Raw genomic sequence first — 19463 nt, 5'->3', positions numbered from 1 at the left:
GCCCCTATGACCGATCAGCATCCCACCCCCGCCCTCACCGCTGAACCCCACCGTCACCCCAACCCCGCCGGTGTGCGCCGCGTCGCCGTCCTCACCAGCGGCGGCGACGCCCCCGGCATGAACGCCGCCATCCGCGCCGTCGTCCGCACCGCCACGTCCGAGGGCATCGAGGTCGTCGGCGTCCGCCGCGGCTTCTCCGGCCTGCACCGCGGCGAGTTGCAGATCCTCGGCCCGCGCGACGTGGCCAACACCATCCAGCGCGGCGGCACCATCCTCCTGACCGCCCGCAGCCACACCTGGCGCACCCCGGAAGGCCGCGCACGCGGCGCACAGCACCTGCGCGACCGCCAGGTGGACGGCCTGATCGTCATCGGCGGGGACGGCAGCTTCCACGGCGCCCACTACCTCCAGCAGGAGCACGGCATTCCCGTGATCGGCGTGCCCGGCACCATCGACAACGACCTGTACGGCACCGACCACACCATCGGGTACTTCACGGCCGTCGAGACCGCCCTGGACGCCGTGGACAAACTCCGCGACACCGGCGCCAGCCACGAACGCATCTTCGTGATCGAGGTCATGGGCCGCCACGCCGGGCACATCGCCCTGGACGTCGCCGTGGCCGGCGGCGCCGAGGAGGTCTTCATCCCCGAGGACGCCAAGGACGTCAGCTGCGTCGTGGACGTCGTCAAGGAAAGCGTCGCCAAGGGCAAGACCGGCAGCATCATCATCGTCGCCGAGGGCTACCCGGGCGGCGCGCAGGGCGTCGCGGACGCCATCGAGGCCGGGACCGGCATGGAAACCCGCGTGAGCATCCTGGGCCACATCCAGCGCGGCGGCAGCCCCGTCAGCAGCGACCGCGTGCTCGCCAGCCGCCTGGGCGAGGCCGCCGTGTACGCCCTGATGGAAGGGCGCAGCGACGTCATGGTCGGCCGCCAGAACCACACCATCACCTTCATTCCCCTGAGCGACACCTGGGAGAAACGCAAGGACGTCAACCGCGACCTGTACCGCTGCGCCAAGACCCTCAGCATCTGATACGGACTCCGATTGAATGGCTTACAAAGCCGTTCAGTCCGAGTCCGTATGAGGGCGTGCTTCCGGCTCCCCGCGCCGCGGGTCAGCGGGCCGGGGCCTGCACCTTGACCGTGGTGCTCAGGGTGGCCCTGGAGCCGCTGAGTTTCATGACGTACAGTTTCGCCTCGCGGCGGTCGCCGACGCTGTTGAAGGCGACCGTGCCGGTCAGGCCCGTGTACGTGCCGCGCCGCACGGCACGCTCGACCTGCTCGCGGCTGGGGGCGCGGTTGCCGTTTGCGCGGGCGGCAGCCAGGACGCCCTGCAGGGCCACGCGGGCCGCGTCGTACCCAAAGACGGCGAAGCCCTGCGGGGCCGTTCCGAAGGTCTTGCGGTATGCCGCCGCGAAGGTCCGGGCGCTCGGGAGCGAGTCGACCGGCGCGGCCGTGGTGGTGTAGTACACGTCCCGCGCGCCGGGACCGGCGATCCTGCTCAGCTCGCTGCTGTCCAGGCCGTCACCGCCGACCACCGGGACCATGACGCCCGCGCCGCGCAGCTGCCGCAGGAACACCCCGACCTGGTTGTACACGCCGCCGAAGTAGATCGCGTCGGGTTTCTGAAGGCGGATCTTGGCGATCACGGCCGTGAAGTCGCTTTTCTCCTCGGTGCCCTCGTTCGTCAGGACCTTCACGCCGTCTGCTTTCAGGCGGCGTTCCACCTCGTTGGCCAGGCCTTCCCCGTAGGCGGTCTTGTCGTTCAGCAGGTAGACCTTCCGGGCCTTCAGGGTTCCGCGCAGGAAGCTGGCCCCGGCGGGTCCCTGCGCGTCGTCGCGCGGCACGATGCGGTTGATGTTCCGCAGCCCGCGGTCCGTGACCTGATTGGCGGTGCTGGCAGAGTTCACCATGACCACGTGGCTGCTGTTCAGGGCGGCGCTGGCGGGGATGGTGACGCCGGAGTTCAGCGCGCCGATCACGGCCAGTACCTGCCGGTCGGCGGCGATCTTGCGGGCGGCGGCGGTGCCGGTGGCGGGGTCGGCCTGATCGTCGAACGCGACGAGTTGCACCTTCAGGCCCAGTTTCGCGAAGGCGGGCGCGGCCTCGGTGACGGCCAGCTGGGTGCCGTTGCGGACCTGGCTGCCCAGGCTGCTGAGTGCCCCGGACAGCGGGGAGAGGGTGGCGATCTTGATGGTGCCCTGGGCGCTGGCGCCGGATCCCAGCAGCAGTGCGGCCAGGGTGACGGTCTTTCGGGTAGCAGACATGTGGAACTCCTCGTGTCGGGCGCATGGGCGGGAAGTGCGAGCGGTGAAGCCCATGTGCGGTCGCCGTTCGAGCATAGGGGCGGTGGACGCGGCCGGAGCGGGATGTCCAGCCAGATGTGCCTGCGTGCCCCCCCGGGCGTCTACACAGGTGCGGGTGCGGCCCGCGGAAAAGACCCGTCCCCGCCGGGTTTGGCGGGGACGCAGGAAGAGCGGGCGCGGTGGGGTGGGCTTCAGCCCTTGACGGCCCCGGCGGTCAGGCCCGAGACGATGTTGCGCTGGAACACCAGCACCAGGATGATCAGCGGCACCGTGACGACGATGCTGGCCGCCATGATCTGCCCCCACGGCTGGTCGAACTGCGTGGCGCCCGAGTAGTTGGCGATCACGACCGGCACCGTGCGGTTGGTGCTGGTGAAGGTCAGCGCGAACAGGTACTCGTTCCAGGCGTTGATGAAGGCCAGCAGGCCGGTCGTGACCAGCGCCGGCATCATGACCGGGAACAGCACCAGGAACAGGGTCTGCAGGGGGCTGGCGCCGTCCACCAGGGCCGCTTCCTCCAGCTCGCCCGGGATGTCGCGCACGAAGCTGGTCAGCACCCAGACCGTGAACGGAATGGTGAAGATCAGGTACGACAGGATCAGGCCCAGCGGGTTGTTGTACAGCCCCAGGTTGTTGATCAGGGTGTACAGGCCCGAGAGCACCGCGATCTGCGGGAACACGCTGACCGCCAGGATCACGTACATGACGATGCTCTTGCCGCTGAAGCGGAAGCGGCCCAGCGCGTACGCGGAGAACGCGCCGAGCAGCAGGCTGATGGCGACCGAGCCGACCGCCACGATCAGCGAGTAGATCAGGCCCCGCTGGAAGTTCGGGTTGGCGAACACGTCCGCGTAGTTGCTGAAGGTCGTCCTGGCACCGATGAATTCCAGCGGCGTGAGGAACAGGTCGCCGGGCGAGCGCAGGCTGGTCAGGACCGCCCAGAAGAACGGGGCGAGCAGGTACACGCCGATCACCAGGACCAGCAGGTAGAAGCCGGCGCGTTGCAGGTAGTACAGGGTGGGGTTGGTGTTTTTCAGGTTCATGGGGTCACCTCCTGGGAATCAGTCGAACTTGACGCGGAAGGCGGTGACGTACATCACGACGATCACCATGATGATCACGAACACGGCGACGCTGACGGCGCTGCCCAGGCCCAGCAGCTGGTTGTCGATCAGCGCCTGGCGGGCGTAACCGGTCATGCTGGTGCTGGCGGCGTTCACGTTCCCCAGCATCACGGACATCACGTCGAACACGCGCAGGGCGTCCAGGCTGCGGAACACCAGCGCGACCAGCAGCGCCGGGCGCAGCAGCGGCAGCGTCAGGCGCCAGAACTGCGTCCATTTGCTCGCGCCGTCCATGTCGGCCGCCTCGTACATGTCGCTGGGCAGGCTCTGAAGGCCGGCCAGGATCAGCAGCGCCATGAAGGACGTGGTCTTCCAGACGTCCACGGCGATCAGCGCCCAGATGGCGCTGTCGGTGTTCGCCAGGACCGCCTGGCCGCCCAGCAGGCCGCGCCCGATCAGGCCGAAGGAGTCGTTGTACAGGTACGCCCACATCTGCGCCGACACGACCGTGGGAATCGCCCAGGGAACCAGCATGGCGGTCCGCAGGAACCCGCGTCCCCTGAACGCGCTGTTCACGACCAGCGCGATGATCATGCCGAACACCGTTTCCAGGAACACCGACACCACGGTGAACAGCAGGGTGTTCTTCACGGCGCCCCACCACTTGGGGTCCTGCAGGAAGCCCAGCGCGACGCCGTCCTCGGTGGTGAACCAGAAGTTCCCCAGCCCGATGAACGTCCGCTGGTCCGGGCTGGTCAGGTTCGCCTCGAACAGCGAGAAGTAGATGGTCCGGTACAGCGGGTACCCGGCGACCAGGGCAATGGCGATCAGGGTGGGCAGCAGCAGCCACAGGGCCGTCCGGGCGCGGGCCGCTTCGATGCCGCGTGATTTCACGGGCGCGGCTGGAACGGGAGTCTTGACGGTCATGGTCGGGTGGCCTCCTTTGGCGCGGGTTCAGGGCGGGGACGTGGGGGCCGGGAACGGTCGGGCGGGCGACGGAAGCCGGAGCGGGCGGGGGCGTGTGGGCAGTGTACGCGCCGCCTGTGGGGGCCGGGTCGGGGGGAACGGCAGGCGGGGGAGACATCCCAGAGTCTGGGCGTCCCCCCCGCTTGGCTTCTCATCCGGAGGCCGTCTGCTTGGTTGATCACTCGGAACTGCGCCGAGTGGCCGATCCCACGCCCGGAAGCCGTGACTCTTCTGCCTGCGTCCGCTCGGATCGGAAGGTCGGTGCTGACCTGCGGGCCCGGGTCTGTATCAGAGGTGCGGGTGTGCGGGGCTTACCAGCCGCGGCCCTTGATGCGGGCGAGGTCGGTGCTGAGTTTCGCCACGGCCGCCTGGCCCTTCATCTTGCCGTTCAGCACGTCGCTGACGGCGGTGCTGAAGGCCTGGGAGACCTGGTTGTACTTGCTCTTGGTGGGGCCGGAGGGACGCGCCACGGCGCTGGTGAACACGCTGTACAGGCTGCCGAAGAAGGGGTTGGCCTTCAGGATGTCCTTGTCCTTGTACAGGGTGGTGATGGTGGGGTTGTACGTGCCCTCGATCGCGCGGATCTTCTGCTCGGCGGGGCCGGCGAGGTAGCGGACGAGGTCGATGGCGGCGGCCTGGTTCTTGCTGTAGTTGCTCACGCCGAGCTGCCAGCCGCCGAGGGTGGCGGCGTTGCGGCTGCCGCCGCTGGGCAGGGGGGCCACGCCGATCTTGCCCTTGACCTTGGAGTCGTCGCCCTGGCCGAGCGCCCAGGCGTAGGGCCAGTTGCGCATGAAGGCGGCGTTGCCGGCCTGGAAGATGCCGCGCGCTTCTTCCTCGGCGTAGGTGGTGACGCCGGCGGGGCTGATGGTCTTGATCCAGCTGGCGGCGCTGTCGAGCGCCTTGGCGGCCTGGGCGTTGTTGATGGTGATCTTGCCGCTGCTGTCCACGATGGTACCGCCGCCGAAGCTGACGACCCATTCCAGGGCGTCGCAGGTCAGGCCCTCGTAGTTCTTGCCCTGCCAGACGAAGCCGGTGAAGGCCTTGTTGGTCTTCTGCTCGCCGTCCTGGATCTTCTTGGCCATCAGGGCCATCTCGGTCCAGGTCTTGGGGGCGCTCTTGAAGCCGTACTTCTGGAGCAGGTCGGTGCGGTAGTACAGCAGGCCGGCGTCGGTGAACCAGGGCATGGCGACCAGTTTGCCGTTCACGGTGTTGGCGTCGATGATGCCCTTGAAGTGCGCGTTCACCTCGGCGGCCGGCACCTTGCCTTTCAGGTCCACGAAGTGCTGGGCGAGCAGGCCGGGCCACACGACGTCAAGCTGGTAGACGTCGATGTCGCTGCTCTTGGCGGCGAGCTGCTGCTGGTACAGGCCCAGGCGGTCGTTGGTGAGGTTGGGGCTCTCGAAGATCTTGACCTCGTTGCCGGTCTTCTTGGCCCAGCGGGCGGCCCCGTCCTTGCAGAGCTGAAGTTCCTGGCCGACGGCCCCGCAGGCCAGGGTCACGGTGACGGCGCTGGCGTTGCTGCTGGCGGCGATGGCGGCGGTGAGGCTCACGAGTGCAATAACTTTCTTCATGCATCCCCCTTGGTGGGTGCTGGACAGGCCCAGCCCGCTTCATCCGGGAAGCGGTTCCACGTGTATTAACTTCAGGTGTCCCAAGCGTACATGTCCCACCCGGCACTGTCAATGGAAACAGTTCCATGCCCCTGCGCGCATCGGGGGTGCAGCCCCGACCACCCACCGCCGCCGCCGCTGCCAGACGACCGGAACGCCCATCTGCACAGGCCTCCCCCTCACCCCCCGCCGCGCGGCCGGATCAGGCGCGCAGTTCGTACGCCGCGTCGCGGGTCCCGCTGCCCAGCTTCCGCAGCAGACCGTCCTGCACCAGCCGCCGTAGGGTCCGCCACGCCTGCTGCGTACTCAGCCCGCAGGCCTCGCGCAGGTCCACGTTCCGCACCCGCCCGCGCTCACGCGCCAGCGCCAGCGCGATGGCGCGCACCTCGGCCGCGCTCGGCCCGGACTCATCACGGGGCGCGCGCGGGGAGCGGCGCGCCGCAGTCCGTCCCCCGGCGCGGGGACCCCGGGCCGGCCCGACGCCGGCCTCCCGCACGCCAGACGGTTCCGGCGCACCCCCACCCGGCGCGGCGCCCGGCTCCTCGCCGGCCGGGACGGGCGCGGCGGGCACCGGCCGCTCACGGCCCAGCGCGCGGCGCACCTCCTCGCCCAGCACGTACGCGATCCCGCGGCCCACCCCGGCCCGGCCGATCAGGCCATGCTCCTCCATCCCGCGCAGCAGGCGGGGCGTGCGGTCCTCCGGCAGCTGCAGGGCGCGCGCCAGGGTCGCGCGGGTGGCCTCGCCCTCGCGTGCCAGCAGACTCAGGACGATCAGCACGTCCAGCGACAGGGTCTGCATCTCCTCCTGCTTGCGGGCCACGAACCGCACGAACTCCGCGTCGAAACCCGGCGAGTGCAGCGCCAGCGTCACCGAGTCCGGGTAGGTCGTGAACTCCGGCGGTTCCTTCCCGTGCCGCAGCATCAGCGAGTACATCTTGTCCACGCCCACCCCGGCCCGCTCGACCAGACCCAGGCGCGCCAGCACCTCGGCCAGCAGCGGGTTGCGGCGCTTGGGCTGGTGGCGCAGGATGTTCCCCGGCGTGATCCCCCCGGGCAGCCCGCCCGGGTTCATGATCTCCAGCCGGTCCGGGAAGTGATGCACATGCACCGCGTCGCGCAGCGTGTAATCCCGGTGCGTCAGCGCGTTCAGCAGCGCCTCGCGGTACACCGCCTCGTCCTGATCCCACACCTCGATGCGGAACAGACCCACCTGCACCGGCGTGAAGCGGTTCCTGGCCTGGATCAGTTCGGCCAGCCGCGTCAGCAGCGCCGGAATGGGCCGCAGCAGGTCCTCCCGGAACTGGAACTCCACGTCCGGCGTGTGGTGATGGTAGAAGCACACCTCCGCCTGCGGCACGTGCGCCCGCAGCGCCGCCGGCGTCCCGGCCAGCAGGATCGCCGCCAGCGTGGGCCGCAGCGCCCCGCCGCTGGGCACCAGCAACCCCAGTTCCTGCAGGAAATCCAGGTCCGGCAGGTTCGACGCGCTCGCCCGGCGCCCCAGGCCACGCAGCCGCGCAACCTCCGCCGGGTCCAGGTCCGCCAGCGAGGCGTCCGGCGGCACGGTCGCCGTGAAGTCCTGATCCGCGACCGGTTCCGCCTCGGACGGCGTGACCGGCACGAGGTGCGCCCCGTCCCAGGCGATCACCGATCCATCCGGCGCCGCGAGCACGTACGGTCCCTGCGGCACGAACACCGCCAGCACCCGCGCGCCCCCCGGCAGCCGGTGGTGCTGCACGTTCACGGTCAGCCGGCCGCCAGACAGTTCGAAGATCGCGTGCGTCACCATCAGCGGATGCAGTTCCCCCGCGTCCCGTTCCGCGCCGGGCGGCAGGTCCAGAACGTCCACGCCCACCAGCACCGTTCCGCCGCGCGCGTTCGCGAGGCCCACGGCGTAGCGGGCGAGGTCCTCGGGAGAGACGTTCAGCGGCAGGTGAATGCACGTCGGCCCGGCCGGAGGCAGCACCCCCAGCGGCGAAATGGCGTCAGCAGCGTCCAGCGTCACAATCGGCCACTATACAGCGCCCGGCCCCCACCTGCGCCCGGTCACCGGGCATCCGTGACGGGCGCCGTCGCCGGCCGCAGCCACCAGCGTTCCACACGCGCGGCCTCCACCCCGGACGCCGGCAGCCACACCAGGGCCACGCGCTGCCCCGCCCCCCACAGCACCGCCGCCTGCCCGAACGCCACGCCCAGCGCCACCACGTCACGCAGCCGGACACCGCCCAGGATCAGGCTGGGCTCCTGCCACTCACCCTCACCGTTCACGCCCTCCCGGAACGCCCAGCGGGACGCCGCCCGCAGCCGCCGCTGCGCGGCCTCGTTCGCCGCGCGGCCCCGCGGCTGCCCGGCCGGATTCCAGGCAGTCACGACGCCCCAGCCGCGCCCCGCCCAGTCCGGTGCAGGCCCCCCGCCACGTTCACGGTCCAGGAACGCACCGGACCCGGCCGTGCCGTAACGGGCCGCCAGGAACGCCGCCCGCAGCGCCGGATCCGGCAGGCCCCCGCCCGGCACGCTCACGCCCCGTTCCAGCGGCACCCGCCCATCACCGCCGTCCACGGCACCCCTGCCAGACGCCGCGTGTCACGCCCGTCCCGCCCGGGGCGGGGGCGTCTGCCCGGCGCGGCCCTCCACCTGCCCTCAGTGCGCGACGGTGGCGCTCAGGTTCACGATCTGCGCGTTGCGGTAGCGCAGCACCAGACTCACCTTCTGCCCGGCCCGGAACGTGCCGCCCAGCACGATGCGGTACCCGGTCGAATCGTTCAGCGTCAGCGTGCCGGGCACCGGCACGGCCGTCACCACCTGACAGCTCGGCGAGCAGCGCATCAGGCGGGCGCGCCCCACACTGCTCCACACGCCCGTCAGTTCATCCGCCTTCGATACCGACAGCGTACCGGTCAGCAGCGCCCCCCCGTGCGTGGGCTTGAGGGTCAGGGACCGGCCGGTCGCGGCCTGCGCCGGCACGGTCAGCAGCAGGGCCGCCGCCCCGCACAGCAGCGGTGTCAGTCTCATTCGGTGTCCTCCAGTGCCCCGGCGTCCTCCGGGTCCCCGTCGGGGCTGCCGGCGGCGTCCACGTCGGTCTTCATGATCTCCCGCAGCACGCTCGTCGCGAAACTCCCGCGCGGCAGGGTGAAAGCGGCCGTGAACCCGTCATCTTCCGGGGTCAGGCTCACGTCCTCCGGGAACACCCGCGTCAGGCGGCGGTCCCCCTTGCGTGACGAGAACATCCCGGCCGACAGGCCCAGCGCCGCCAGCGCCTGCTGCTCCAGCACCCCGGCGTCCAGGGTCAGGGGCTTGACCTTCTTGCCGAACAGCGTACCGGTCGCGCTGACCTCGCCCCGCAGCGCGCGCGGCGTCTCCTGCGCGGCGTCCTCGACCTGAAACACGCCGCCCGTGTCGTGCTTCTTGGCCATGTCTCCGGCCAGCAGCCCGTCGAACACGCCGCGTTCCAGGCGCAGGTTCACGAACCCGTTGAACACCACGCTCTGCAGCGCCGTGGTCAGGAAACGCCGCACGCGCGGATCACGCACCCGCGACTCGCCCCGCACGACCCGCAGGCCCTCCTCGGCGTTCAGGCCGCCCAGCCCGAACCGTTGCGGCCCGAAGTAGTTCGGTACGCCCCGCGCCGCGAGCAGCGCCAGCGTCTGCCGGGCGGCGTCCGCCTGACCGGCCGCGCCGCGCACCCGCACCACGAAACGGTTGGCACGCAGGTGCCCCATGCCCAGCTTGTTCGTGTGCCGCGACACCTGCAGCACCCGCACGCCGTCCAGCGTGAACGACCCCAGGCGCCCTTCCACCTTGCCCGGCAGGCTGATCCACTGCGTGGTGACCGCGTGCCGGTCCTTCAGGCCGGCCACGCCGATGTCACGGTCGCGCACGCCGATCTGCACGCCCAGTTCCCGCAGGACGTGCGCGGTCGTGTGTCCGGTCTTCTCGAACTGCACGAACAGGTGCTCGCCCTCACCGGACGGCAGGTACAGAGGCACTTCCTCCACACGGAAATCGCCGGGTTCCTGGCGGAGGATTCCGCCGGTTCCCGGCCCTTCTGTCAGGGCGCGCAGCGCCGACCAGTCAAACACCAGACTCACGATGTTGCCCACCATACCCCGAGATTCCCGGACGGGCGTGAAAAACCCTGCAAAACCATCAGGGAACCTTCACGCCCGCTTCAGTTCAGGACGCGGGCGTCGGCGCGGTCCGGGGGGGTCCAGTCGGCGCGGAACAGGTGCGGTTCGTCCACCCGCAGCGGCGCGTACCAGACGCGCACGCCGCTGTCCTGCGCGGTCAGCGGCAGCAGCGCCTCCTGACCCGAGCGCAGTTCCAGCAGCGGCCGCCCCCCCGCCTCCCGCACCCGGTACCACGCGTTCAGGCCCGCCGGGGACCAGCCGGCCAGCCGCAGCGCCCGCCCGGAAATGTTCTTCAGGTACGCCCCCTGATCCGTCACGGTGACGCTCAGGTCCGGCCACTCGGGCGTGACCGTGCGGTTCCAGCGGACCTGGAAACCCAGCGGCGCGCGCCGGTGCAGCGGCGTCAGCGCCGCGCCCAGCAGGCCCGCCCCGCCCGCCAGCAGCGCCGAGACGGCCAGCGGCAGCCACGCGGCCCCCGCCGCGCCCGTCCCGCTCCCGCCGGCCAGCAGGCCCGCGCCCAGCACGGCGCTCACCAGCGGCCACCCGGCCTGCTCCCAGCGGCCCGGCAGCTGCGCCGGCGCGGGCCGGAACGCACCGGGCGCGAACTCGGACAGCAGCAGCAGCGCCGCTCCCAGCCCGAACAGCGCCGGCAGGTCCAGCAGCGGCGCAAGCAGCAGCAGCGCCAGCCCCGGCACCGCCCACCACGCCTGCGCGGGCCGCAGGGCCAGCCGCGCCGCGCGCCCCACCCGCGCCAGCCAGTACACGCCGATCAGCGCCAGGGCCAGCAGCAGCGGTCCGCTCAGGCCCGGCACGGTCGCCCGTCCCGGCCGGCGGTCACCGGTCCCCCACGGCTCACTGCGGTCCCTTGCGGTGACGGCCCAGCCCGGCCGCGACGCCCCCACCCGCGCCGGGCTGCGGGGCCGGCGGGAGCGCCGGCGCGTCCGCCGGGGTGTGGGCCGGTGGCGCGGCCAGCACGCCCGGCTGTCCGTGCCGCGTCACCTCGAACGCCAGGTGCCCGATCTCGTCCCGCAGGATGCCTTCCCAGGCGGTCTTCACGGCGTTCAGGCTGCCGGGCACCGCGAACACCACCGCGCCGCGCACCAGTCCCCCCACCGCGCGGGACAGCATGGCCGCCCCGCCCACCTGCTGGTACGACAGCATCCGGAACAGTTCCCCGAACCCCGGGATGGGCTTGGTGATCATGGATTCCACGACCGGGACCGTCACGTCCCGCCCGGTGATGCCGGTCCCGCCGCTCGACAGCACGACCGTCGCCTCGCGCGCGAAGGCCACCAGCGCCGAGCGGATCTCGACCGCGTCGTCGCGCACCACGCGGTACGCGACCACCTCGTGCCCCTGCCCGCGCAGTTCGGCCAGCAGGTACTGCCCGCTGGTGTCCGTCTCGGGTGTCCGCGTGTCACTGACCGTCAGGACCGCCACCCGCACGGACTGAGGACCCGCCGCGCGGTGCGCGTCACTGGACGCCGCGCCGCCCGGCGTCGCGGCAGGCTCGGGGGCACGGGGCGCGGGTTTACTCAGGTCGGTCATGCCGTCACGATACCCCGCTCCCGGCGCGTGAATGCAGGCGGATTCACCCATCCACCCGGTCGGGGGAGACCCGGCCAAGGAACCCTGCCCGGGGCGGCCGGCCTCAGCGTCCGGCGTTCAGGACGCTGCGGGCACTGTCCGGCAGCAGCGAGCGGTCGGACGGGCGCAGCTGCGCCCGCGTGCGCCGCAGCGTGAGCGCCATGAACACGTCCGCCTGCTGCGCCAGGAATTCCCGGTAGCCGTCTTCGTGCCCGCTGCGCACGCACTCCAGCGCCAGCAGGTCCAGCTGCCCCTCGAGCTGCTGCAACGCCAGGAAACGCGCCGCGCCCGCTCCGCTGTCTCCCAGGGTGCCGTGCAGGTCCGGCAGTTTCTCCGGCCAGCGTTGCAGCAGCCGCGCGGCGCGGCGCACGTTCGGGTCGTCCAGGGTCAGCGTGCAGGCCCGGCACGGCTGCTCACGGCTGGCCTCACCGCACACCGGGCACGGACGCCAGCCCTGCTCCTCCCGCCACTTCCGGGCGCGGGTGATCGCCTCGGCGGCCCGCAGCGCCGCGCCCCGGAGTTCGGGGCTGCGTTCGCTCTGCACGCCCTCGACCAGCTGCCGCGCCCGCGCCCGGTCCGGGGCGGGCAGCGGTGCGGGCGTGGGCGCCGCGACCGGGCCCTTCACGGTGCCCACGCTGAAGCGGATCTCGCTGATCGGCTGGTCCGGCATCAGGGCATTGAGCGCCTTCATGAAATGGTGGCGCTGCATGCTCAGGTGGTGGGCGGTGGCGCTGTCACGCACCTCCACGAACAGCGTGCCGCCCTGCTGCGTGCGGGGCCGCGTGAGACGCGCGATCTCCGGTCCGACCGCCTGCGGCCACAGCAGGATGGCGCGCGCCCGCTCGATTCCCCGCGCGATGCGGGCGGTGCCCAGCGTGGCGCCCATGAGGTCCCCGATGGCGCGCGGGCCGCTCAAGCGGCGGCCGCGGGTCACGCGCCCACCTGCACGGGCGCGGGACTCAGGCCGTCCGCGCCGTCCCCGTCTTCGGCCCCGTGCGTGCCCACCTCCTCCGGGCCGGTCCCGTCGGGCAGGTCGGGCGTGAAACGGCCCGACTGCGCCCGCAGCGTCAGCGCCGCGCCCGGCGCGCGCTCGGTGCCGGTCACGATCGCCTGCGGCACGCTGCCCGCCAGTTCCAGCAGGAACGACCGCCGCACCGGGTCGAGTTCCGCTGAGAAATCGTCGATCAGCAGGACCGGCCGCTCCCCGAACCGCTCGGCCAGCAGTTCGAGTTCCGCGCGCCGCAGCGCGAGCGCGACCGTGCGGCCCTCGCCGCGGCTGGCGTACTCGTTCGCCGGGAACTCCCCCAGCGTCAGCAGCAGGTCGTCGCGGTGCGGGCCGGTCACGGTGCTGCCCCGCGCGAGTTCCTCCGCGCGGCGCGCGCCCAGGTCCTGCGCGTACGATTCGGGCGTCGTGGATTCCGTCAGGGTCAGCGTCAGGGATTTGCGGCTGCCGAGCGCGGCGTTCGCCTCGGCCGCCAGTTCGTTCAGGCGCACGAGTGCCCGGCGGCGGAACAGCATGATCTCGCTGCCCAGCCGCACCAGCGACTCGTCCCAGACGTGCATGGCCCACTCCTCGCCGCCGCGCAGGGCCGCGTTGCGCTGCGACACGGTCCGGTCGTACCGCGCGAGCTGCTCGGCGTAGCGGGCGCTCAGGCGCGACAGCAGCGAATCCAGGAATGCCCGCCGTCCCGACGGGGACCCGAACACCAGTTCGCTGTCCTCCGGGCGGATCCACACCGCGCTCCCGCGCGGCAGGTCCCCGGTCCGCACGCGCACGCCGTCCAGTTTCAGCTGGCGTCGCCCGCGGCCCAGCCCGACCTCCTGCACGCTGAGGCTCCCGCCGCTTTCCAGGTCGGCACGGACGTACGCCTCGGCCTCGCCCTGCTGCACCAGCTGTTCCAGGCGGGTCACGTCGGTCAGGCCGGTCAGGGCCAGGTACGCGGCTTCGAGCAGGTTTGTCTTGCCAGCCCCGTTCTCGCCGAACACGCCTGTCACGCCGGCCGGAAACGCCAGGGTGCACGGCGCGAGGTTCCGGTAGTTCAGGGTGGACAACGAATCGAGACGCACCCTCCCATTCTAGGCCGCTGCGGGACCCGCACAGGGGCGTCGGTCACAGGAGCCCGCCCACTGCCGGCCGGGCCGCCGGGAGGAGCGGGGTAGGCTGGGAGGCATGAGCGCCCCCGACCACTTCCCGACCCCGCTGCCCACCCCGGAGGCCCTGACTGCCTTCGGTGCCGGGCGACTGCCCGGCCTGATCGGCATCCGTTTCACGCACGCCGGCCCGGGACTGCTGCGCAGCGAACTGACCGTCCGGCCCGAACTGCTCGCCCCGAACGGCTTCCTGCACGCCGCGAGCGTCGTCGCGCTGGCCGACACCACCTGCGGGTACGGCACGCGGATGCTGCTGCCCGCCGACGCCAGCGGCTTTACCACCATCGAGCTCAAGAGCAACCACCTCGGCACGGCCCGCGAGGGCACCGTCACCTGCGAGGCCCGCAAGGTCCACGCCGGCCGCACCACCCAGGTCTGGGACGCCGAGGTGAGCGGCCCGGACGGCCGGCTGATGGCCCTGTTCCGCTGCACGCAGGCGGTCCTGTACCCCAGGCCCGTGCCGGCCGGAGGGTGACTTGCCGCCCGCCCGCACCTTCCTGACCCACCCGGACCCCCTGACCCGCGAGGTGGCCCGCCACTACGCGTCCGGGGCGTTCCTGATGGACAACGGCGACGGCCTGATGTGGTACTCCGTCGAGAACCGCGCGGTGGTGCCGCTGACCGAGGCGGACGGCCTGCACGTCGCCCGGCGCCTGCGCCGCGACCTGAAACGGTTCGAGCCGCGCGTGGACACGGCCTTCCCGGACGTGCTGGCCGGCTGCCGCGGCGACCTGCCCGGCAGCGCCCCGCGCGACGGCGAGTGGATCAGTGACGAACTCGCCGCCCTGTACCTTCACCTGCACGCGCAGGGCCTGGCGCACTCCTTCGAGGTCTGGCGCGGCGGCGAACTGGCGGGCGGGGTGCTGGGGCTCGCGCTGGGCGGCGCGTTCATCGCCGAGAGCAAGTTCCACCGCGTCACCAACGGCAGCAAGGCCGCGCTGATTCACCTGGCCGCGCACCTGCACGCGCGCGGGTTCATCCTGCTGGACGCCCAGATCCAGAACCCGCACCTGGAGACGCTGGGCGTCCGCGAGATCGGCACCGAGCGGTACGGCGCGCTGCTCGGCGCGGCCCTGCCGCTGGACGTCAGCCTGTAAGGGGCGGGGAACAGGACCGGAAACCGCGCCCAGGCGCAGGCCCCCGCCCCCCCCTCACCCTCCGGTCAGGGCGCCCCACAGCAGGTACCCGTTCAGGGCGATGATGATGCCCGCGAACAGCCAGCCGAGCCCGGTGACGTGCGGGCGGCTGGTCAGGACGCCCATCACGTCGCGCCGCGCGGTGAACAGCAGCAGCGGCACGAGGGCGAACGGCACGCCGAAACTCAGGATGACCTGCGAGAGGATCAGCACGCGCGTGGGGTCCAGGCCCAGCAGGATCACGACGAAGGCGGGCAGCATGGTGATGGTGCGGCGCAGCCACAGCGGAATGCTGAAGTTCACGAAGCCCTGCATGATCACCTGCCCGGCCATGGTGCCCACGGCGCTGCTGCTCAGGCCGCTGGCGAGCAGCGCGATGGCGAAGGCGGTCGCGGCGGCCGGGCCGAGCAGGGGCGTGAGGGTCTGGTAGGCGGTCTCGAGATTCCCGGCGTCCTCGATGCCCTTGCCGTGGAAGGTGGCGGCGGCGACGGCCAGCATGCTCATGTTGATCAGGCCGGCGATGCCCATGGACACGATCACGTCCACGCGGTTGAGTCGGCTCAGCCGGCGTTTCTCGTCGTCGTTGCGGGTGGGGACGCGTCCCTGCGTGAGGGCCGAGTGCAGGTAGATGACGTGCGGCATGACGGTCGCGCCGATGATGCCGACCGCGAGGTACACGCTGTCCACGCCCTGGAATGACGGAATGAATCCCGCTCCGAGCTGCGCGAGGTCGGGCCGGGCCATCACGAACTGCGTGAGGTACGCCACGCCGATCACGGCGACGAACCCCCCGATCACGAGTTCCAGTGGGCGGAACCCGCGGCGCTGGATGGTCAGCAGCCAGAAGGTCAGGGCGCCGGTGATGGCCGCGCCCCAGATGAGCGGCAGGCCGGTCAGCAGCTGGATGGCGATGGCGGCCCCCAGGAATTCGGCGAGGTCGGTGGCCATGGCGACGATCTCGGCCTGCACCCAGTACGCCCACACGACCGGGCGGGGCCAGCGCCGACGGATGACCTCCGGGAGGTTGTGACCGGTGGCGATGCCCAGCTTGGCGCTGAGGTTCTGGATGAGCATGGCCATCAGGTTCGCGGTCAGGATCACCCACAGCAGGCCGTAGCCGAACTGCGCGCCGCCGCTGATGTTGGTGGCGAAGTTGCCGGGGTCCATGTACGCGATGGACGCGATGACGGCCGGGCCGATGAAGGGCAGCAGGCGGGCCAGGCCGCGCCGCCCGCCGCGCTGTTCGAGGATGGCGGCGGCGCGGGCGTTCATGCGGTCGTCCAGGCTGCTGGACGTGGGGCGCGGCGTGGCAGGGGTGTCGCTGGGGACGTGGGCAGCGTCCGGGGAGGGGGGGGTGGACGGCATGCCCGCATTTTAGGTTTACCTAAAAATAGAAGTCTACCCCCCGCCCCGGCCACCCACCCCACCTGAAGAAAACCCGAAGTCCGCACCCTCCCCCTAGCCAAATCCTGCCCGCACCCTCCCCGGACGCTTACCCTCAGAACCATGACCGCTCCCGCACCCACCCCCGAACAGGCCGCCACCCTGCGCGTCCTGATCTGCGACGAGATGAACCCCGGCAACCTCGACCACGCCGGCTTCCAGATCGACTACCAGGGCAACATGGACCGCGCCGAGACCCTGCGCCGCCTGCCCGACTACGACGCCCTGATCACCCGCAGCCGCACCAAGGTCGACCGGGAACTCATCGACGCCGCCGGACCCCGCCTGAAAGTCATCGGCCGGGGCGGCGTGGGCGTGGACAACATCAACCTCGACTACGCCAGCCTGCGCGGCCTGCTGGTCCTGAACGCCCCGGAAAGCAACAACGTCTCGGCCGCCGAACTGGCCGTCATGCACCTCATGGCCGCCGCGCGCGGCCTGACCCGCAGCGACCGCCTGACCCGCGCCGGACAGTGGGACCGCAAGTACCTGGGCCAGGAACTCAAGGACCGCACCCTCGGCATCGTCGGCCTGGGCCGTATCGGCAGCATCGTCGCCGACCGCGCCCAGGGCCTGCGCATGAAGGTCGTCGCCTTCGACCCCTACGTCCCGGACAGCAAGTTCGAACGCCTCGGCGTCACGCGCGCCGCCACCCTCGACGACCTGCTCATTCAGGTGGACGCCGTCACCGTCCACACCCCCCTGACCGACGAGACCCGCGGCATGATCGGCGCCCCGCAGCTCGCCCGACTGCGCAGGGGCGCCATTGCCGTGAACGCCGCGCGCGGCGGCATCATCGACGAACAGGCCCTCGTGGACGCCCTGCACAGCGGTCACCTCTTCGCCGCGGGCGTGGACGTGTTCGTGGATGAACCCCCCACCCCGGACCACCCCTTCCTGGGCGCCCCGAACCTGGGCATCACCGCGCACCTGGGCGCCAACACCTTCGAGGCGCAGGAACGCGTCGGGGCTGAAATCGTCTCCCGCGTCCTCGACGCCCTGCACGGCGACGTCAGCAAGGGCGCCGTGAACGCCCCCGCCCTGGACGCCAAGACCATGGAAGCGCTCGGCGGCTACCTGAAACTCGGCGAGAAACTCGGCCGGGTCCTCTCGCAACTGCTGCCCGGCGCACACGACGTCGAAGTCACCTTCCGCGGCGAATTCCCCGCCGATCCCGCCCCGGTCGTCACCAGCGTCCTCGTCGGGTACCTGGCCGGCAGCACCGACGAGACGCCCAACATGATCAACGCCCGCGCCCTCGCCCGGGAACGTGGCGTGAACATCGCCATCCGCGAGGAAGGCGACAGCCCCGACTACCAGACCGAGGTGATCGTGAAGGTCACGGGCGGCGGGGACGGACAGAAGGAACGCACCCGCACCGTCGGCGGCACCGTCTTCGGCCGGAATCCCCGCCTGACCCGCCTGCGCGACTTCCGCGTGGAACTCGAGCCCGAAGGCTACATCCTGATCGCCAGCAACCAGGACAAGCCCGGCGCGGTCGCCCAGCTCTCCACCCTGCTCGGCCAGTGGGGCGTGAACATCGCCGGCATGGCCCTCGGCCGCGCCGAGAAGGGCGGACAGGCGCTGTTCACCCTGACCCTCGACGACGCCCTGACGCCGGGGCAGCTGGCGCAGGTGCGGGCACTGGACGTGATCGACAGCGCCTACCTGGTCCGCGTGTAACCAGGGCCGCAGCTCAGGGCCGCAGGGGTTCGGGCAGGCAGGCGGGCACGGCCGTCAGGGTGCCCGCCCCCAGATCCAGGGCCAGCAGGTCGCGCGGGCGGATCTCCACGGTGTTGAGGGCCGCGACGCTCCGCTCATTGACCCGCCAGCCCAGCAGCTGCACCGCCGCGGCGCCCGCGGACGTCCTGCTGGGCACCAGGGCCAGAACCTCGTCCGGCGAGCGCCCGGGAATCAGGAGCGTGGCGGCCGAGGCGGTACCCAGCGTCACGGCCGAATCCGGGGCGCGTGGAAACCCCAGGTTGGTATCGCGCGACCGGTACGCCTTCAGTTGCCCCCGGCGGTCTGCCGTGACCGCCCACAGTCCATCCGGGGTCAGGGCGTTGGCGGTGACCTCGTAGCTGTTGAGATTGCGCGTCATCCTGCCCGTCAAGCCGTCCAGTACCCGCAGGGGGCCGGAGCCGGCACCCACCTGAACGAAGCTGCTCGCGCCGCCCCCCAGCAGCCCGCCCTGACGCCAGGACTCGTTGCTCCAATCGCCCAGCACCTCGCCCGTCCGGGCGTCCAGCAGCGCGTAGGTTGAATTGACGTCGTGGACCAGCAGCGTCTGGCCATCGCCGGAGAAAGCCAGGGCGTCAAGGCCGAACGACCACCCGACGCGGCGCAGCACCTCGCCCGTCCGGGCGTTCAGCAGCAGGATCACCGGCCCCGGGTCCCAGCCCGCCACCGCCAGCCGCGCGCCGTCCCAGCTCAGGGCCATGACGCGCAGGCCCCCGCGGGTCAGCCGCAGCGTCCGCTCCGGGCCGCCCGGCCCGCACCAGGCGAGTGTGCCGTCGAGCCCCGCCATGACCGCCACAGGCTGACCCTGGAACAGCCCGATGACGGGACTGAAGGTCCGGGCTGGCCCCGCGACCGGGGCGACGGTGCAGGTACCCAGAAACAGGGCGGACCCCTGCCAGGTCATCCAGCCGAACACCTGGTTCCGGCGGAAGATGACCTGACCGTTGCTCTCGCCCAGCCCGGCCGCGTCCGGCAGGTCCAGGAGTGTCCGGCGCAGCGTCCAGAAATCCTCGGGCACCGCCGGGGCCACGTAGAACGCCCGGTCCTGACAGCGCAGCCCGTACTCCGCGGGCAGCGTCTCAAAGCCGTGGGCCATCAGGTTGGCATCGGGGATGCCCGGTTCATTGAGCTGGAGACTGCCGGGCGGCAGCGGCGTCTCCAGGGCCGCAATCCGGCTGGCCGGGGCGTAGCTGCCGACCGGGAAGTGGTAGCTGGCGGCCAGGCGGTCCACCGGCGTGGTCTGGGCGAGTGCGCTGGAGAACGCCACGGCCGTGGCGAGCAGGAACGTGGTGAAGGACCGCAGGCGTTGCATGGCCGCAGTCTGGCACGCC

The 19463-nt window shown here is 71.6% G+C and carries 18 protein-coding genes; 4 read left to right on the top strand and 14 right to left on the bottom strand.

Annotated features, from left to right (window positions below):
• The first annotated feature begins 6 nt into the window (after positions 1 to 6).
• Entirely contained in the window at positions 7 to 1038 is a 1032-nt protein-coding gene (gene pfkA, locus ABDZ66_RS09765) for a 6-phosphofructokinase (RefSeq protein WP_343758264.1), read from the top strand.
• An 82-nt stretch (positions 1039 to 1120) separates the two neighbouring features.
• On the opposite strand, the gene ABDZ66_RS09760 is transcribed toward pfkA, so the two are convergent.
• The 12 genes from ABDZ66_RS09760 to recF all read right to left on the bottom strand — a co-directional run bounded on the left by ABDZ66_RS09760 (position 1121) and on the right by recF (position 13729).
• Positions 1121 to 2272, bottom strand: a complete 1152-nt coding sequence (locus tag ABDZ66_RS09760; protein WP_343758262.1) for a branched-chain amino acid ABC transporter substrate-binding protein — start codon at positions 2270 to 2272, stop codon at positions 1121 to 1123.
• A 230-nt stretch (positions 2273 to 2502) separates the two neighbouring features.
• On the bottom strand, positions 2503 to 3354 hold the full coding sequence (locus ABDZ66_RS09755; RefSeq protein ID WP_343758260.1) for a carbohydrate ABC transporter permease: 852 nt from the start codon (positions 3352 to 3354) through the stop codon (positions 2503 to 2505).
• A gap of 18 nt (positions 3355 to 3372) precedes the next feature.
• Entirely contained in the window at positions 3373 to 4302 is a 930-nt protein-coding gene (locus ABDZ66_RS09750; protein ID WP_343758258.1) for a carbohydrate ABC transporter permease, read from the bottom strand.
• Positions 4303 to 4652: 350 nt separating this feature from the next.
• On the bottom strand, positions 4653 to 5912 hold the full coding sequence (locus ABDZ66_RS09745; protein ID WP_343758256.1) for an ABC transporter substrate-binding protein: 1260 nt from the start codon (positions 5910 to 5912) through the stop codon (positions 4653 to 4655).
• A 241-nt stretch (positions 5913 to 6153) separates the two neighbouring features.
• Positions 6154 to 7953 carry an ATP-binding protein gene (locus ABDZ66_RS09740; RefSeq protein WP_343758253.1) on the bottom strand — a complete coding sequence of 600 codons (1800 nt, stop codon included), beginning with the start codon at positions 7951 to 7953 and terminating at the stop codon, positions 6154 to 6156.
• 41 nt (positions 7954 to 7994) lie between these two features.
• Positions 7995 to 8507 carry a DUF3293 domain-containing protein gene (locus ABDZ66_RS09735; protein WP_343758251.1) on the bottom strand — a complete coding sequence of 171 codons (513 nt, stop codon included), beginning with the start codon at positions 8505 to 8507 and terminating at the stop codon, positions 7995 to 7997.
• An 81-nt stretch (positions 8508 to 8588) separates the two neighbouring features.
• Positions 8589 to 8960, bottom strand: coding sequence for a hypothetical protein (locus ABDZ66_RS09730; protein ID WP_343758249.1), 372 nt, complete (start codon positions 8958 to 8960; stop codon positions 8589 to 8591).
• Positions 8957 to 10051, bottom strand: coding sequence for a tRNA pseudouridine(13) synthase TruD (gene truD, locus ABDZ66_RS09725; protein ID WP_343758247.1), 1095 nt, complete (start codon positions 10049 to 10051; stop codon positions 8957 to 8959). Before truD ends, ABDZ66_RS09730 begins: the two co-directional genes overlap by 4 nt.
• A gap of 65 nt (positions 10052 to 10116) precedes the next feature.
• Positions 10117 to 10887 carry a hypothetical protein gene (locus ABDZ66_RS09720; protein ID WP_343758245.1) on the bottom strand — a complete coding sequence of 257 codons (771 nt, stop codon included), beginning with the start codon at positions 10885 to 10887 and terminating at the stop codon, positions 10117 to 10119.
• Between the two features lie 40 nt (positions 10888 to 10927).
• Entirely contained in the window at positions 10928 to 11623 is a 696-nt protein-coding gene (locus tag ABDZ66_RS09715; protein WP_343758244.1) for a MogA/MoaB family molybdenum cofactor biosynthesis protein, read from the bottom strand.
• 103 nt (positions 11624 to 11726) lie between these two features.
• Complete coding sequence (locus ABDZ66_RS09710) at positions 11727 to 12596, bottom strand: DciA family protein (RefSeq protein WP_343758243.1); 870 nt, start codon at positions 12594 to 12596, stop codon at positions 11727 to 11729.
• Entirely contained in the window at positions 12593 to 13729 is a 1137-nt protein-coding gene (gene recF / locus ABDZ66_RS09705) for a DNA replication/repair protein RecF (protein WP_343758242.1), read from the bottom strand. Before recF ends, ABDZ66_RS09710 begins: the two co-directional genes overlap by 4 nt.
• Positions 13730 to 13832: 103 nt before the next feature.
• On the opposite strand from recF, the gene ABDZ66_RS09700 reads away from it, so the two are divergent.
• Positions 13833 to 14288: a PaaI family thioesterase gene (locus ABDZ66_RS09700; protein ID WP_343758240.1), complete on the top strand. Its 456-nt coding sequence runs from the start codon at positions 13833 to 13835 to the stop codon at positions 14286 to 14288.
• 1 nt (position 14289) lies between these two features.
• Positions 14290 to 14910, top strand: a complete 621-nt coding sequence (gene aat, locus ABDZ66_RS09695) for a leucyl/phenylalanyl-tRNA--protein transferase (protein ID WP_343758238.1) — start codon at positions 14290 to 14292, stop codon at positions 14908 to 14910.
• 54 nt (positions 14911 to 14964) lie between these two features.
• Here aat and ABDZ66_RS09690 read toward each other — a convergent pair whose 3' ends face one another.
• Positions 14965 to 16221, bottom strand: coding sequence for an Nramp family divalent metal transporter (locus tag ABDZ66_RS09690; protein ID WP_343758342.1), 1257 nt, complete (start codon positions 16219 to 16221; stop codon positions 14965 to 14967).
• 234 nt (positions 16222 to 16455) lie between these two features.
• Here ABDZ66_RS09690 and serA point away from each other — a divergent pair, with 234 nt between their 5' ends.
• The gene (serA, locus tag ABDZ66_RS09685; protein ID WP_343758235.1) at positions 16456 to 18075 is read left to right on the top strand and encodes a phosphoglycerate dehydrogenase; all 1620 of its coding nucleotides are present in this window, start codon (positions 16456 to 16458) and stop codon (positions 18073 to 18075) included.
• A 13-nt stretch (positions 18076 to 18088) separates the two neighbouring features.
• On the opposite strand, the gene ABDZ66_RS09680 is transcribed toward serA, so the two are convergent.
• Entirely contained in the window at positions 18089 to 19444 is a 1356-nt protein-coding gene (locus tag ABDZ66_RS09680; RefSeq protein WP_343758233.1) for a WD40 repeat domain-containing protein, read from the bottom strand.
• Positions 19445 to 19463: the final 19 nt, after the last annotated feature.

The organism is Deinococcus depolymerans (assembly GCF_039522025.1).
Classification (GTDB): Bacteria; Deinococcota; Deinococci; order Deinococcales; family Deinococcaceae; genus Deinococcus; species Deinococcus depolymerans.
The sequence above is the reverse complement of the archived record's forward strand: the minus strand, read 5'-3'. Positions and strand labels throughout refer to the sequence as shown.